Below are 14696 nucleotides of genomic sequence, written 5' to 3' on the forward strand. Positions count from 1 at the left end.
TGCACCACCATGCTGACCCCTGCACGCCGCCATCAGATGCGCGTCCTGGCCGAACTGGCGGCCAAGGCTGCGCCGCCTGGCGATGAAGTCAAGGGCGGTGCCTACGAGCTGATGCTTCGTCAGCTCCACGAGCACGGCCTGACCCTGCGAAAAATCCAGTCTGTCGAACGCAAGATCGAGGCAAAGCTCACCTTCGTCGGGGACTACGACGACTACATCACCGGCGCCCTCGAAGGCGGCCAAGGTGGCCAGGACATGGTGCTCACCAGCGTGATGGTGTGGCACCTCGACGTAGGTTCTTGGGCGCGCGCGCTGGAGATTGCAGCCTACGCGCTCCAGCACAACCTCGCGCTGCCCGACCGCTACGAACGCGACTTGGCCACGCTGCTGATTGACGAGACAGCCACCGCAGCAAACGCGGGCAAGCTGGTGGGAGACGAAGCCCTGCGCGTGCTGGCAGAGGTGGACAGCCTCACGGCCGACCGCGACGCCCCCGACCAAGCCCGCGCCAAGCTGCATAAGGCCATCGGCTATGCACTGTTGGGCAAAACGCCGACCAATGAGCCCGATATCACGACGCTGGACGAAACCAAGGCCCGCAAGGCCATGGACCACCTGCAGCGCGCCCACACCCTGTTCGACAAGGTGGGAGTGAAAAAAGACATGGAACGCCTGGAGCGCCGCATCAAGGCGGTTACCGGCACCGACTGAGCGTACCCCGCACCCTGGCGGCTCATGTGTCTGCCTCACTGCAATGCGCAAGCTACGCACGCAAGGCAGGCACAGGACCACCGCCACCTGAACACTAGCCATGAGTTTCATCGCCACCGCCAACCCGCCCATCCAAGAAGAGGATGCACAGGTCACAAACGACCCGTGGTTCCCATCCGTCGTCCCTGAGAAAGTGCGCGAGGTCTGCCTGCTGGATGGCACGGTCACCGCTGCCCGCCTGGCTAACGCCATTGAGGGCGCGCTCGACGCCGTGAATGGAGAACTGCACCTCTACAAAACCGAGCAGCTTGCGGCCGGTATTGCTGCGCTTACCAATGCGGGCGATGGCCGCCAGGCGGGCCGCTACCTGCGCGCCATCCATGCCCATGTGCAAGCCGACCTGGCCGAGGCTTACAGGCAGATCGACACAACGCCGCACAACGACAGCAAGGAAGCCCGCGTCCGCGAGCGCATCGAGGCAAAGATCGACGAACACCGGGCCACGATGCGCCGCGCAATCTCCGACATCTTGGGAATCGCCCGCACCACAGTGGAGCTGATCTGATGCGCGCCGTTGCCCAGGACTACGAAATGCTGGACGAGCTGTGCCGCCGCACTACGGGCAGCACGGCCGAGGTGGTGGAGGCCACGTTGGCCGCAAACCCCGGCCTGGCCAAGCTGGGGCCGCGCCTGCCCGCTGGAACGGTGGTGCAAATCGTTGTCCCGCCCAAGAGAACCAAAAAACAAACCATCAACCTGTGGGACTGATTCACCATGGACCGAGAAAGCATTATCAAAGCCATTGGCGTGGAAACCGCTAAAGCCTCCCCGCCCGTTGCCGTGGTGGCCCATCAGGCCGTCAACGGCTGGACCATGAGCCACACGCTCACAGCCCTGACCATCGTGTATGTGGCCGCGCAGTTGGGCTACCTGCTGTGGAAGTGGCGCAATGAACGCGCCGAGCGCATCGCAAAGAACGCGGCCTACGGGGTGGAACCATGAGCACCACCCTGCGCCAGGGCCTGGCCCGCGTGGCCGTGGCCTGCCTCACCATGTCGGCGGCGGGCTTTGCCGCGTGGCAGGCGAGCGAAGGCGACGGCCCCACCAGCGCGCGCGCTGATGGCGTAGTGGTACACCACCCCTACGTGCCAACAGCAGGCGATGTGCCCACCATCGGCCACGGGTCCACGCGGTACGAAGACGGCACACCCGTGCGCCTTTCCGACCCGCCAATCACCCGCCAGCGTGCCCAGCAGCTCGCCCGCAACCTGCACAGCGAGGAAGAAGCGCGCTTCAAAGCCAGCCTGCCCGGTGTGTTGCTCTATCAGGGTGAATACGACCTGTATCTGGACTTTGTGGGCCAGTACGGCATAGGCAATTGGCGCACCAGCTCCATGCGCCGCCACTTGATGGCTGGCGACCACGTGCGCGCCTGCGAAGCCCTGCCCCAGTGGCGGTTTCAGGCCGGGCGCGACTGCCGCCTGCCACAGAACTGGGGGCCGCAAGGCTGCAAAGGCGTGTGGACCCGGCAGCAAAAGAGGCATGCTGATTGCATGGCAATGCAATGATGGGCGCCCTCAAGTTCCTGGCCATCACCGCCCTGGTGCTGGTGCTGCTCGCGGTGGCGGCCGTCGCGGTCTTCTACTTCACCTTCTGCGGTGGCCACCCGCACGGGATGTGCTGACATGCTGACCACCCTACGCGCCAATGCCTGGAAATACACCGCCATCGCCCTGGGGCTGGGCCTGGGCTTCGCCCTGCTGATGCAGACCATTCGCCTGGCCGAAGCCCAGCTGGAAACCGCCCACACCGAAACCACCCTGCAGACAGAACGCACCACAGCCGCGCTGTCCGCGCTCAAGGCGTCAGAACGCTATCGAACCCTGGAAGGAAAACACCGTGACGAAATCGCCAAGAACGACACCGAAGCGCAGGCCGCGCTGGCTGCTGCTGATGATGGCCGCGCTCGCGCCCTGGATGCTCGCAACCGGCTGCAGCGCGACCTTGCCGACTACCTCACCCAGCACCGTGCCGCCGCCCAGGCTCGCGCCGCTGCCGGCCAGTGCACGCCAGACACCACCGCCGCCGATCTGTTTGCCGACCTGTTCAGACGCGCTGATGAAAGAGCGGGAGAGCTGGCGCACATTGCTGACACCGCCCGCCCGCGTGGTCTCGCCTGCGAGCGTGACTACGACAGCGCCAACACAATGATCGAGGCCGCACGCAATGGACAAGCCCAGTAGCCTGCGCGACACGCTCACCAAGGCATTGCCGGCCGTCAAGAAAGACCCGCAGAAACTCGCCATCTTCATCACGGGCGGCCGGGTCATGCACACCGGCACCGATGCGCTGTCGTTTGAGTACTCCTACACCCTGCGCGCGCTGCTGCTGGACTATGCAGGCCACGCCGATGCCGTCATGGCCCCGTTGGTGGGCTGGATGAAGCGCAATCAGCCCGAGGTGTTCGACAACCCCGAGCGCCGCGCCCGCGCCATCCGGTTTGAAGCCGAGTATCTGAACGCCAAGGCCATCGACCTGCAGATCGAGCTGGAGCTGACAGAGCGCGTTATCGCCCGCCCGCGTGCCAACGGCCCGGCCGGCGCGCTGGACCTGATCCACCAAAAGGAACCACCGCCACCGCTGGCGATCCTGCAGGCCGAGCATTGGGAAGTGTTCCTGCGCGACGAGAAGCTGGCCGAATGGGACTACGCCCCCCGATGAAATACGTGTTCACCGTCTGCTTTCTGGTGTGGGAGGGATACCAGCGCATTCGCGGACGCTGGCGCCGCTGGGTGCGCACCCGCCAGCGCGGGGAGCGCTGAACCATGGCCGACGACTTCATGCAGCTGGAAAGCTGGCTCCAGCCACTGCTGGACCGCCTCACCGAGGGCGAGCGCCGCAAACTCGCCTTGGACGTGGCCCGCGAGCTGCGCCGCGAGAACGCCGCTACCATCCGCGCCCAGCACGGCCCCGATGGTGAAGCCTGGGCGCCGCGCAAGCACCCGCTGCGTGACCAGCGCGGCCAGCTGCGCAAGCGCAAGGCGCAGAGCATGTTCGCCAAGCTGGCGGGCGCCAAACACCTGCGCGCCCAGGTCGAAGGCGGCGACGCGGTGGTGGGCTTCGCGGGCCGCACCGAACGCATTGCGCGCGTGCATCACTTCGGCCTGCGCGACAGCGTGAAGCCGGGCGGCCCGGAATACGACTACCCGGCCCGCCCCTTGCTAGGAATTTCAGGCGACAGTGCAAAACGTCTGCATGAAATCCTGCTTGCGAGCCTTAGCCTCTAGTCGGCTATCCAAGGCGCCACGAACGTGAAGCAGAATCAGGCGTCGATTCAAAAAAAAGGGAGGACAACCATGCGAATTCAGTTCAAGACAACCTACTGGGACGTTCTTTGGTTCAGCATTACGCACGCCTTCAGATCGCCTTGGTATCAACTCACGCACGGGCTGTTTGCTGCCTGGATCATCTGGACCTTCATGACGGATTCCAAGGCTGACTTCATGACGGCCTTCTTGATCGCGCTTTTTTGGTGGGTGGCTATCTGGCTGTCTGTTTTTTTCGTGTTGGCGTTTGCCGCCGCAGGAAAGAGGAACAAGACCATGTTTGTCGAACACACCATAGAGATATCCGACGAAGGACTACTTGAAGAAACTAAGTTCAACAAGTCCATTTTCTATTGGCCAGGCATCGTCAAGCTGTTGCAACGTCCTGGCTTCATCGCCGTGTACATATCTGGCCACCAGGCTCACGTCATACCCAAACGGTTCTTTGCCTCCAAGGCTGAGATGGACGAATTCCGGCGTCTTTTAGAACACCACGTTCAAACTGCGAAAAGTTCTGTGTAGGCCGTTTCTTCGACCTACAGCGCTACCGGACTCAACAACGCGAATGAGCCGGTGAAGTAGCGCATGTGTGCATCGCGCACACAGGGCAAACCGCGTGCTTTCTCTCGCACGCGCGGGCACCATCAAATGCATGGAACGCCCCGTCGATCAGCCCGAATCTCCGTTTGAAATCCTGCGCCGCCTGGAGAACATCGCACGGGTGGGGACCATTGCCGAAGTGCGCACCGGCCGCCCCGCGCGCTGCCGCATCCGCTGCGGCAACATCACCACCAACTGGATTCCCTGGGTAACGGGCCGCGCGGCCGGTGAAGCCGGCAGCGTGTGGTGGCCGCCCAAGGTGGGCGAGCAGTGCCTGATGCTCGCACCGGGCGGCGACCTCATGAACGCCGTGGTACTGCCCGGCGCCTACAGCGACGCAAACCCCCAGGTCAGCGAAAACCCCGAACTGTTCCGGCAGGAATTCGGCGGCGCGGGCTACATGGAACACGACGCCACGTCCGGCGAATTCACGCTGGCAGCGATCACAAGCATTCTTTTGCGCGTGATGGAGTCGTCCATCCAGATCACGCCCGATGCCATCGTGATGAAAGCCGGGGGCGCGACCGCCACGCTGAACGGCGAAGGCCTCAAGGTCACGCCTGATGTGCTGGCGCAAGACATCAGCCTGGCGAACCACCTGCACCCCGGCGTGAAGCGCGGCGGTGAAGAAACGGACCCGCCCGTATGAACAGCACCACCGGCCAATCCATCACCGGCCTGGACCACCTGCGCCAGTCCCTGGGCGACATTCTCACGACGCCCATTGGCTCGCGTGTCATGCGCCGCGAATACGGCTCCCTGGTGCCCGAGCTGATCGACCACCCCGACAACCTGCCCACCCAGGTGCGCGTCTATGCGGCCGTGGCCAGCGCCTTGATGCGCTGGGAGCCGCGTTTCCGGCTGTCGCGCATCGAATCCTTGCGCGAGGCCGACCGCCCCGGCGCTGTGCTGTTCCGCCTGCACGGCACCTACGACCAGCGCGGGCGCGTGGGGCCGCTGTCCTTGAATGTTTCCGTGACGGGCCGCGCCCCATGAACACCCTCGACCTGTCCGCCCTGCCCCGCCCTGCCGTGGTCGAAACCCTGGACTACGAAACCGTGCTGGCCGAGCTGCGCGCCGACCTGCTGCGCCTGTACCCGGCCGCCGCCGAGGTGATCGACCTTGAAAGCGAACCCCTCATCAAGCTGCTGCAGGTGGCCGCTTACCGCGAGCTGGTGATCCGCGCACGTATCAACGATGCCGCCCGCGCCGTCATGCTGGGCTGGGCCGTGGGCACCGACCTGGACAACCTGGCCGCGCGCTACGACCTGGCGCGCCTGCCCGGTGAAGACGACGAAAGGTTGCGTCAGAGCGTGCTGATGGGCTACCACGCTCTGTCTGCTGCGGCCAGCACCACCACTTGGCGCCTGCGCGCGCTGCGGGTGTCGGTGGACGTGCGCCAGGTGGACGTGTGGTCCGACCGCCCCGGCCGCGTCAAAGTCTCCCTGCTGGCCCGCGTGGCCGCCCGTGTCGAAGACGTGGACGCCCAGCAGCAGGCCATCGGCCGCGCCATGTTTGGCGAACACCCCGAGGCGGGCGCCAATTCCATGTGCTGGAGGGTTGCGGTGCCAGGCGACGCCATCGTGGGCCAGACCGAAGCCGCGCTGCTGGCCGAAGACGTGCGCCCCCTGACGGTGGATGTGGACGTGACAGCCGCGCGCATCCTGCCGCTGGCCGTGGCCGCAACCCTGGTGCACCCGCCCGGCCCTGATGGCGCCGTGCTGGCCGCAGCTGCCGCCCAGCGCGTGCGCCAGCTGGGCCTGCGCGCCGCCTTCCGCGTGGACGTGACACGCGCCGCCTTGGTGGCCGCCCTCATGGGCGAGGGCATCCGCGACGCGGTGCTGGCCACCCCCGCCGCCGACATTGCGGCCGGTGCCGGTGAAGTGCCCGTCATTACGTCCATCACCGTCACACCCCAGGCGCGCCATGACTGAACGCCACCACCTGCTGCCCCCGAACGCCACGCCCCTGGAGCGCGCGGCATCGTCTGCCATGGGACCGTGGACCGTGGGCGACTCTGCGCTTTCGACGTTGCAAGATCCCGCGCGCATCCCCGCCCACCTGCTGCCGCACATGGGCCTGGCCGAAGACGTGCCCGTGTGGCCCCAAGGCGAGGCCGAGCGCCGCGCCGTCATCAAGGCCAGCCCGCGTTTGCACGCACTGATCGGCACCCCCAAGGGCCTGCGCGAGCTGGCCCGCCTGGCAGGTGCGCGCATCGAGCGCCTGGAAATGCCGCCCGCCAAAACTTTCCTGGGCTTCTGGGATGCCGAAAGCCGCGCCAAATGGCTGGCCGCCCATCCAGAAATGCGCATCTACAGCCAGCGCGAGCGCGCCCCCTGCGAGGGGCTGATGCTGGGCCACGGCTACGTGGGCACGCGGGCAGAGCCACCCACCCGCACCAGCGCCATGGCCCGCAGCGCCGTGCGCGCAGAAATCCGCTACCCAACCGGCCAGGTATTGCCACTCACCACCCACGGCTGGAGCGCCATGGACCAAGAGCACACCGCCACAGTGGACATGGCCCGCCGCGCCGTGGCCCGTGGCCAGCACCTGGGCCAGCCGCTGGCCGGTGTGTTGAGCCGCGCCGACGCATCCACCCGCTACTGGCGCGTGCAGACAGTGAACTACCGCGAGCGCCTGCAGCTGCTCACGCTCAAGCAAATGGCGCCATCGCTCGCGCCCCTGTCGCCCGATGCCGAGCCCGTGGCCGAGCGCGCACCGCGCCCGCATGTGCTGTGCGCAGGCCTGCCCCTCGCAGGCTTCACGGTGCGCAGCGACAGCGCCCGGCGCATGTATGCCCGCATCCGGCTGCACGACCCGGCCGTGGCCAACGTGCCCAAGCACGGCCCCTCTTACCTGGGGTTCACCCGCCTATCGAGCCCGCCATTCATCGCCCTGGCCCATGTGCGCATGCCCGAGCAGCGCCAGCCCTTCGCCATGGCGGGCAGTGCCATGAATGCCGCGCTGTCGGCCGGTGGCGCCCGCGAGCGCATGGCCCCGGTACTGGACGCCATGGACTGGGCGCGGGCCGCGCACGACAAGGTGCTGGTGCGCACGCGGCTGCATGCCACCGCGCGCGCCAGCCGCATTCACAAAGCCGGTGCCGTGCTGGCCGGTCAAACCATCAACAGGAGCTGAACCCCATGGAAAAAAGCGTCATCTACCGCGACCGCCAAGAGCTGCAGGCCGCCGACCTCAACAGCACCCAGGCCTGGGGCGACGAAGCCCGCCGCCACATCGTCAGCGACGCCATCACCAGCGAGCGCCAGTTTGTAGGCCTGACCGTGTCCGGCCGCAGCGCCACCGAGCTGGAAGTGGCCGTGGGCCGCCTGTACGACGGCCCCACGGGCAAGGTGTACGCGCTGGACGTTGCACAGGTGCAATCCGTGTTCGCAATGCTCCCGTTACAGGATCAAAAGTGGGTGGCCGTCAGCGTGTTTGGCCAGGAAGAAGACACCAGCATCGAGCCGCGCGACTTCCTCATTGACCTGCAAACCCGCGAGGTGGAACCCCAGGCCGTGGCCATGCAGCGCCGCCGCGTGGCCACCGTACACATTGCCCAGGGCCTTGAGTCCCCCACCCCTGAGCGCCCCGAGCCGCCCACCGGCTATACGCTGATCGCGCATGTGCGCCTGTCGCCCACGGGCGTGCAAGAAGTGGTGCTGGCCGAAGGCCGCCGCCTGCCCAACCTCCAGCGCGTGGATGCCCGCTTGCGCACGGCAGAAGGCTGGATTCTGGGCGCCGAGCCACGCATCGCTCACATCATGAGCGATATCGCGGGCCTGGCTTCGGACCTTTCCACCCGCGCCAGCCTGGAACACGTGGCCCAACTGGGCGTGGACATGGCCAAGCTCAAGGAGCGGATGGAAATCCCCGACGACTACAAGTTCTACGGCGGGGACCACTTCCTCGACACGGGCGAGAGCGAAACCACCCACGCGGCCTACAGCGCCGACGCATTCGAGGGCATCCGGCCGCCCATCGCTGCGCAGCAGACCGGCACCCTGTCGCTGCTCAACCCGATGGACCCCGAGGCGCGCACCAGCGCGGCCGGGCTGATGCTGCCCGCGTTCGATGAAGTCACCCGCCTGCGCATGGAGAACCGGGCGGGCGAGCTGGCCATCAATCAGTACCAGTACCAGACCCTCAACGCGGTGCAAAAGACCCTGAGCCGCGAGCGCGTGCGCACCGGCGAAACGCTCACCTACTGCACCAACAGCGCCTTCTGGAAAAGTGGCGTGTACGACCCGGTTACCGGCATCCTGCGCCGTGGCGATGAAGTGTGGACGGTGGACCCGGCCGACCAAGCGCGCGCCAACATCGACCACCAGTTCCTGCGCGTCACGCGCATGTGGGTGGACCGCTGGGAAGAACCCTATTGGGACATGGTGACCACCAACTACGTGGTGCAGGGCTCCGTGCTCGCGCAAACCGTGCTGATGGCGCAAACGGGCTGGCTCACCAGCGTGGAAATCTTTGTGACCAGCGCCGACGCGGCCGGGGGCCTCACCGTGCTGGTGACCGAGGCCGCCCTGGGCCAGCCCGATATGGAAAAGGTGCTTTCCCGCGCCACCCTGGCGCCGGGTTCCGTCACGGCTGGCTGGCTCAAGGTGGCCTTGCCCGACCCGCTGCTGGTAGAAGCGGGCAAGCGCTATGCCGTGGCATTGGTAACCGGCGCGGGCCACCGCGTGGGCTTCACCGAGGGCACCGAATACACCCAGGGCATCCTGATGTACACGCAAGACGGCGCCTACTTCACCCAGGCGGCCGAGCGCGACCTGATGCTGCGCCTGAACTTCGCCCGGTTCGTGTCGCCCCGCGCGGTGGTGCAGATGCAGCCGCTGCAGCTGGCGGGCGGTGTGCAAGAGCTGGACTTGCTCTATGACAGCGCAGTGCCGGCCGGTTGCCGCCTGGTGTGGGAATACCAGACGGGCGGCCTGTGGCGCCCCGTCACTCCCGACACCCCGCCCGCCTTCGGTGGGGCGGCCCTGGTGCCGCTGCGCGCGGTATTCATCGGCACCCAGGACCTGATGCCCGCCGTTCGCCCTGGCAATGCCCAGGTCACGGTGCGCCGCCGTGGCACGGCCTTTGTGCACGTCAGCACCGACCGCGTTTTGGGCACCCCATCGCAAAACATCCGGGTGCGCCTGCTGCTCGAAGACTTCAGTGCCGCCGCTGGCCATACCGTGGACTGCCGCCTGATCGTGGGCGCCGCCACCGTGCCCGCCACCTCGTCCCGCGATGAAGTTGTGGACGGCCGCAGCCTGTGGCGCGAGTTCCGGTTTGCCCTGGGCGCCAATACCGGCGCGTACCGCATCCGCATCGACGGCGCGGGCGTGACGGGCGCCCACCCCTGGCACGTGGCCGAGCGCTACGACCTTGCGTTGTAAGGCAGAGGCAGCATGCCAAAACGATTCGAGGCCTACCGCATGCGCGACGGCCAAACGCCGTTGTCCGAGGACTTCTTCAATGGGGTCTTCGGAGATATCGACAACCGCATTGCAGAGCTGGAAGCGCGCCGGGCCGACCTGCAGGGCGTGGTCGATGAGCTGACCAAGTTTGGCTTGGCCCGCATCGACACGCTGGTGGGGCCGTCCATGGCCGAGGTGAACACCATGCTGGTGCAGCTGCGCCAGCGCCGCGACGAACTGGAAGCGGCGATTGGCAATGTGGGCGACCTGGCAACCAACACCCAACTGGAAGCCGCCATGGCCACGGTGGGCGAAAGCCTCGACACCTTGGACGGCGCGGTGGCCGCGCTGCAGGCCACCAAGGTGAGTGCAATCAACGGCCAGACCGGCCCGAACGTCACGCTGCTGCCCGCGCACCTGGCCCTGGGGCCAGCCAACGGCCCCAGCGCGGTGGCACTCACCCGCGACGCCCAGGGCCGCCTGTCCACCGTCACGCGAACGATTGGAGGAAAGCCCGCCGTGCAAACGCTGACCTACGACGCGCAGGGCCGCGTGGGCACTGTCACAACCACCTATGACGGCCGCACCCGCGTTGAAACGCTGACCTACGGCGCTGACGGGCTGCAATCCATCGCCGCTACCGAGGAGCAAGCCTGATGTTCGACCCCATCAACCTGGACGCGGTGCGCCTGTTCCGGGAATTCACCACCACCAAGCTGGCCGAGCTGCTGGCCGCAGTGAACAACAAGGCCGCCGAAGTGCTGGCAGCCATCAACGGCAAAGGCATCAAGTCGATTCAGCGGGGCGTCATCCTGATGGTAGGCGGCACGGCGACTGTGACCATCACCGCCGTGGACATGAACAAGGCAGAGCTGCGGGTGACGGGCTATCGGATAGCCAGTTTTGACATGTTCTGCACCGTAGCGCTGACGGCCAGCAACACCATCACGGCCACGCGAGGCAACAGCTCCGCCGCCCAAAGCTTCGTGGCCTGGGAACTGACCGAATGGAAATGACCATGCACATCTATGCACAGATCGACAGCGGGCGCCGTGCGTTCGCCATCTCGCAAACCACGGGGCCGCTGGAAGGCGCCGACCTGGTGGAACTTGCCACCTACGACCCCGAGCTGATCGGCAAGGTGCACAACCTGGCGACCGGCGAATGGGAAGCACCCGAGGCCGTCGAAGACCCGCGTGTCTGGTGGGTGGACGTGGGGCCGTTCAAGGATCGCCTGGGCATGGACGCCCCCGCCATCTACGCCAGCACACACGATGCCTGCAAAGGCGTGGTGGGCATGGTGGAGGGCCGCAAATACATCGACCTGCGCGACCCCCGCATCGCGGCAATGATGGGCGTGCTGATCGCCACCGCGCAGCCTGCAGCCAACTCGGTGTGGCCAGGCTCCGGCCCCATGACGGCCGCCAAGCGCGACGCCATCCTGACCACCCCCACCACAGAGGTGGAACGGCACGTCAAGGGTTTGGAGGGCTGACCCATGCTGCTGGCCTCCTACAAATCCACCCGGCCCGGCCTGCAGGGCCTGGCCAACGTGCTGATCCGTCTGCGACTGGGCGGCATTTACAGCCACTGCGAGCTGGTGTTCCAGCCCGGTGATGGCGTGGACCACCTCATGCCCGATGGCACCACCGCCCCCGATGACAACGGCGCGCTGTGGTGTGTCTCCAGCGTGGCCGCCGAGCGTCTGCCCGCCCACTCGCCACGGCGCGCGGGCCATGTGGGTGGCGTGCGCTTCAAGCGCATCACCCTGGACCCGGCCCGGTGGCACTGCATCCCCGTGCAGCGCAACGCCCTGCTGGCTGCAGCCGTGGCCCGACGACTGGAAGGCGCGCCCTACGACTGGCAGCTGATCGCGGGCTACGTGGCCTGGCTGATTCCGCACAAGGCCAGCCGCTTCACCTGCTCTGAGTTGGTGGCGGCGTGCCTCGCGCACCCGGACCCACACCGCTTTGACCCCTGCGTGCTGCACGCGGCGCATGCGTCTTTGGTGACTTCACTCCCATTTCCTGACGTGCCTGCAGAGCTGCACGCCACTTACCTGCCCACCCTGTAAACCCACCCATACCCCTGGAGAACCCCATGGCTACCCAAGCAAACTACCACCACGGCGTGCGCGTTGTCGAAATCAACGAAGGACAGCGCAACATCCGCATCATCAGCACGGCCGTGCTGGGCCTGATCTGCACGGCCAGCGACGCGGACGCCACCGCGTTCCCGCTCAACACCCCGGTGCTGGTCACCAAGGTGGACGCCGCCATTGCCAAGGCCGGCACGCTGGGCACCCTGTCCGGCGCACTGACCGCCATCCGCGACCAAGCCCGCCCCGTCGTTGTGGTGGTGCGCGTGGCCGATGGCGAGGGCGCAGACGCTGCCGCGAAGCTGACCGACCAGAACGGCAAGGTCATCGGCACGGCCATCGACTCGCAGTACACCGGCATGCAGGCCCTGTTGGCCGCCAAGGCCAAGCTGGGCGTGCAACCGCGCATCCTGGGCGCGCCAGGCCTGGACACACAAGCAGTGACCACCGCCCTGGTGGCCGTGGCGCAGAAGCTGCGCGCGTTCGTGTACGCCGAGGGCTACGGCGCCGATGTGTCCGAGGTGATGGACTACCGCCAGAACTTCGATGCCCGCGAGCTGATGCTGATCTGGCCGCGCGTGAAGGTGGCAACGCCTGGCACGGGCGTGGTGGTGGACGCATCGCCCGTGGCCTATGCCATGGGCCTGCGCGCCAAGATCGACGCCGAGCAGGGCTGGCACAAGACGATTTCCAACGTGCCCATGAATGGCGTGCTGGGCATCGACAAGGATGTGCTTTGGGACTTGCAGAACCCCGACACCGACGCGGGCCTGCTCAACGGCGCGGGCATCACGACGCTGATCCGAAACCAGGGGTTCCGCTTCTGGGGTTCGCGCACCTGCGCCACCGACGAGCTGTTCGCGTTCGAGAGCGCAACGCGCACGGCGCAAATCCTGGCCGACACCATGGCCGAGGGGCACTTCTGGGCGGTGGACAAGCCGCTGCACCCCAGCCTGGTGAAAGACATTCTGGAAGGCATCAACGCCAAGTTCCGCGAGCTGAAAAACCTGGGCTACATCCTGAACGGCCAGGCCTGGTACGACGAGGAGGTGAACGTGTCGGCCACGCTCAAGAACGGCAAATTGACGCTGGACTACGACTACACGCCCGTGCCCCCGCTGGAAGACCTCACGTTTCAGCAGCGCATTACCGACCGCTACTACGCCGACTTCGCCCTGCGCGTGGGCACCGGCGAATAAGGCCCCACCACCCCGACCGATTGACCACAGGAGAACACCACCATGGGACTGCCCCGCAAGATCAAGAACTTTGCCACCTTTGTGGATGGCACCAACTTCGTGGGCGAAATGCCCGAAGTAAGCCTGCCCAAGCTGGCCCGCAAGACAGAGGACTACCGCAGCGGCGGCATGAACGCGCCCGTGAAGACCGACCACGGCATGGAAGGCCTGGAAGCCGAGCTGACCGCCGCCGGGTACATGAAAGAACTGTTCACCAGCTGGGGCACGCTGCGCCATGACGGCGTGCTGCTGCGCTTTGCCGGTGCGCTGCAGGGCGACGACAGCGAGAACGTGGACTCGCTGGAAATCGTCATGCGCGGCCGTTTCGTGGAAATCGACCCAGGCAGCGCCAAGGCGGGCGAGGCAACCGCCATCAAATACAAGGCCGCACTGAGCTACTACAAGCTGAGCATCAACGGCGAAACCCTGATCGAGATTGACGCCGTGAACATGGTCGAAATGGTCAACGGCGTGGACCGCCTGGCCGAAGTGCGCGCCGCCCTGGGCGTTTGACGCCCACCCAATCCGCTGGCCCTTCGGGGCCGCTCCCTTCCCCCAATCAACCCCAATCGCCCCAATCAAATTCCCAATGGGCAAGGACACCAGACTATGACAACAACAACCACCGCCGCCGCCACCGCCCCCGCTGTCGCCATCACGGCTCCAGGCCTTCCCGTGGGCATCGCGCTGGATACGCCCATCCAGCGCAACGGCCAGACCATCACGCACGTGCAGGTGCGCAAGCCCAACGCGGGCGCCCTGCGCGGCCTGTCGCTGGTGGAGGTGCTGCAGATGAACGTGACGGCCTTGCAGGCGTTGCTGCCCCGTGTGACTGAGCCGCCCCTGCTGCGCCAAGAAGTGGACGCCATGGACCCCGCCGACCTGGTAAGCCTGGGTTCGGAGGTGGTCAGTTTTTTGGTTCCGAAGGCGCAGCGGGAGGGCTTCCAAACCGCGTAGAGGACGCCATGGCCGACCTGGCCCTGGTGTTCCATTGGCGGCTCGCCGACATGGACCCCATGAGCGTGGCCGAGCTGATGGACTGGCGGGAACGGGCGCGCGAGCGCTACGAACGCCAGGAATGACCTCCTCCAACCCTGCGCCCCTGGATGTGCAAGAATGAACCATGCTCACCGTGTTGAAGTACACCCTCCTTGTCGCCGTGGTGCTGTCTGGCCTGTGGCTGCTGATGGTGCCGGTGTACGTCTGGATACTGCACCGCGACGCGATGCTGGCGCCCCAGCGTGCGGCCGAGCTGGCCGAGATCGACGCGCTACTGGCCGAAACCGCCCCCACCCGCTGACCCTTCGCGCCC

The 14696-nt window shown here is 66.4% G+C and carries 23 protein-coding genes; all 23 read left to right on the forward strand.

All coding sequences use genetic code 11. The annotated features are described in order from the left end of the window. The first annotated feature begins 9 nt into the window (after positions 1–9). Positions 10–711, forward strand: a complete 702-nt coding sequence (gene gpM, locus KW832_RS12060) for a phage terminase small subunit (RefSeq protein ID WP_218300055.1) — start codon at positions 10–12, stop codon at positions 709–711. Positions 712–811: 100 nt separating this feature from the next. After that, the gene (locus KW832_RS12065; protein ID WP_218300056.1) at positions 812–1276 is read left to right on the forward strand and encodes a head completion/stabilization protein; all 465 of its coding nucleotides are present in this window, start codon (positions 812–814) and stop codon (positions 1274–1276) included. Further along, complete coding sequence (locus KW832_RS12070) at positions 1276–1479, forward strand: tail protein X (RefSeq protein WP_218300057.1); 204 nt, start codon at positions 1276–1278, stop codon at positions 1477–1479. The genes KW832_RS12065 and KW832_RS12070 overlap by 1 nt, the downstream gene beginning before the upstream one ends. Positions 1480–1485: 6 nt before the next feature. After that, positions 1486–1713 carry a hypothetical protein gene (locus KW832_RS12075; protein ID WP_010465856.1) on the forward strand — a complete coding sequence of 76 codons (228 nt, stop codon included), beginning with the start codon at positions 1486–1488 and terminating at the stop codon, positions 1711–1713. Next, on the forward strand, positions 1710–2279 hold the full coding sequence (locus KW832_RS12080) for a glycoside hydrolase family protein (RefSeq protein WP_218300058.1): 570 nt from the start codon (positions 1710–1712) through the stop codon (positions 2277–2279). The genes KW832_RS12075 and KW832_RS12080 overlap by 4 nt, the downstream gene beginning before the upstream one ends. Before the next feature lie 117 nt (positions 2280–2396). Then, positions 2397–2954, forward strand: coding sequence for a DUF2514 family protein (locus KW832_RS12085; RefSeq protein WP_218300059.1), 558 nt, complete (start codon positions 2397–2399; stop codon positions 2952–2954). Next, entirely contained in the window at positions 2938–3432 is a 495-nt protein-coding gene (locus KW832_RS12090) for a phage tail protein (RefSeq protein ID WP_218300060.1), read from the forward strand. The genes KW832_RS12085 and KW832_RS12090 overlap by 17 nt, the downstream gene beginning before the upstream one ends. Before the next feature lie 104 nt (positions 3433–3536). Further along, entirely contained in the window at positions 3537–3998 is a 462-nt protein-coding gene (locus tag KW832_RS12095) for a phage virion morphogenesis protein (protein ID WP_218300061.1), read from the forward strand. A gap of 69 nt (positions 3999–4067) precedes the next feature. Further along, a complete protein-coding gene (locus tag KW832_RS12100) occupies positions 4068–4559 on the forward strand; it encodes a YcxB family protein (RefSeq protein ID WP_218300062.1) in 492 nt (163 codons plus the stop codon). Positions 4560–4689: 130 nt separating this feature from the next. After that, complete coding sequence (locus KW832_RS12105; protein ID WP_218300388.1) at positions 4690–5286, forward strand: phage baseplate assembly protein V; 597 nt, start codon at positions 4690–4692, stop codon at positions 5284–5286. After that, positions 5283–5633 carry a GPW/gp25 family protein gene (locus KW832_RS12110; protein ID WP_218300063.1) on the forward strand — a complete coding sequence of 117 codons (351 nt, stop codon included), beginning with the start codon at positions 5283–5285 and terminating at the stop codon, positions 5631–5633. The genes KW832_RS12105 and KW832_RS12110 overlap by 4 nt, the downstream gene beginning before the upstream one ends. Then, positions 5630–6571 carry a baseplate J/gp47 family protein gene (locus KW832_RS12115; protein WP_218300064.1) on the forward strand — a complete coding sequence of 314 codons (942 nt, stop codon included), beginning with the start codon at positions 5630–5632 and terminating at the stop codon, positions 6569–6571. Before KW832_RS12110 ends, KW832_RS12115 begins: the two co-directional genes overlap by 4 nt. Beyond that, positions 6564–7775, forward strand: coding sequence for a phage tail protein (locus tag KW832_RS12120; protein WP_218300065.1), 1212 nt, complete (start codon positions 6564–6566; stop codon positions 7773–7775). The genes KW832_RS12115 and KW832_RS12120 overlap by 8 nt, the downstream gene beginning before the upstream one ends. Positions 7776–7780: 5 nt before the next feature. Continuing rightward, positions 7781–10027, forward strand: a complete 2247-nt coding sequence (locus KW832_RS12125) for a hypothetical protein (protein WP_218300066.1) — start codon at positions 7781–7783, stop codon at positions 10025–10027. Between the two features lie 12 nt (positions 10028–10039). After that, positions 10040–10705 (forward strand): hypothetical protein, encoded by a 666-nt coding sequence (locus KW832_RS12130; protein WP_218300067.1) that lies wholly within the window; start codon positions 10040–10042, stop codon positions 10703–10705. Then, positions 10705–11064, forward strand: a complete 360-nt coding sequence (locus KW832_RS12135; protein ID WP_218300068.1) for a hypothetical protein — start codon at positions 10705–10707, stop codon at positions 11062–11064. Before KW832_RS12130 ends, KW832_RS12135 begins: the two co-directional genes overlap by 1 nt. 2 nt (positions 11065–11066) lie before the next feature. Further along, on the forward strand, positions 11067–11543 hold the full coding sequence (locus KW832_RS12140; RefSeq protein WP_218300069.1) for a hypothetical protein: 477 nt from the start codon (positions 11067–11069) through the stop codon (positions 11541–11543). A gap of 3 nt (positions 11544–11546) precedes the next feature. Further along, on the forward strand, positions 11547–12122 hold the full coding sequence (locus KW832_RS12145) for a hypothetical protein (RefSeq protein ID WP_218300070.1): 576 nt from the start codon (positions 11547–11549) through the stop codon (positions 12120–12122). A 26-nt stretch (positions 12123–12148) separates the two neighbouring features. Beyond that, on the forward strand, positions 12149–13345 hold the full coding sequence (locus KW832_RS12150) for a phage tail sheath subtilisin-like domain-containing protein (protein ID WP_218300071.1): 1197 nt from the start codon (positions 12149–12151) through the stop codon (positions 13343–13345). A gap of 42 nt (positions 13346–13387) precedes the next feature. Then, positions 13388–13897: a phage major tail tube protein gene (locus KW832_RS12155; RefSeq protein WP_218300072.1), complete on the forward strand. Its 510-nt coding sequence runs from the start codon at positions 13388–13390 to the stop codon at positions 13895–13897. A 96-nt stretch (positions 13898–13993) separates the two neighbouring features. Beyond that, positions 13994–14341, forward strand: coding sequence for a phage tail assembly protein (locus KW832_RS12160; protein WP_255577702.1), 348 nt, complete (start codon positions 13994–13996; stop codon positions 14339–14341). An 8-nt stretch (positions 14342–14349) separates the two neighbouring features. Further along, the gene (locus KW832_RS12165) at positions 14350–14466 is read left to right on the forward strand and encodes a GpE family phage tail protein (protein ID WP_218300073.1); all 117 of its coding nucleotides are present in this window, start codon (positions 14350–14352) and stop codon (positions 14464–14466) included. A gap of 41 nt (positions 14467–14507) precedes the next feature. Continuing rightward, positions 14508–14684, forward strand: a complete 177-nt coding sequence (locus KW832_RS12170) for a hypothetical protein (RefSeq protein ID WP_218300074.1) — start codon at positions 14508–14510, stop codon at positions 14682–14684. Positions 14685–14696 lie beyond the last annotated feature (12 nt).

This window comes from Acidovorax sp. sif0632, assembly GCF_019218805.1.
Taxonomy (GTDB): domain Bacteria; phylum Pseudomonadota; class Gammaproteobacteria; order Burkholderiales; family Burkholderiaceae_C; genus Acidovorax; species Acidovorax facilis.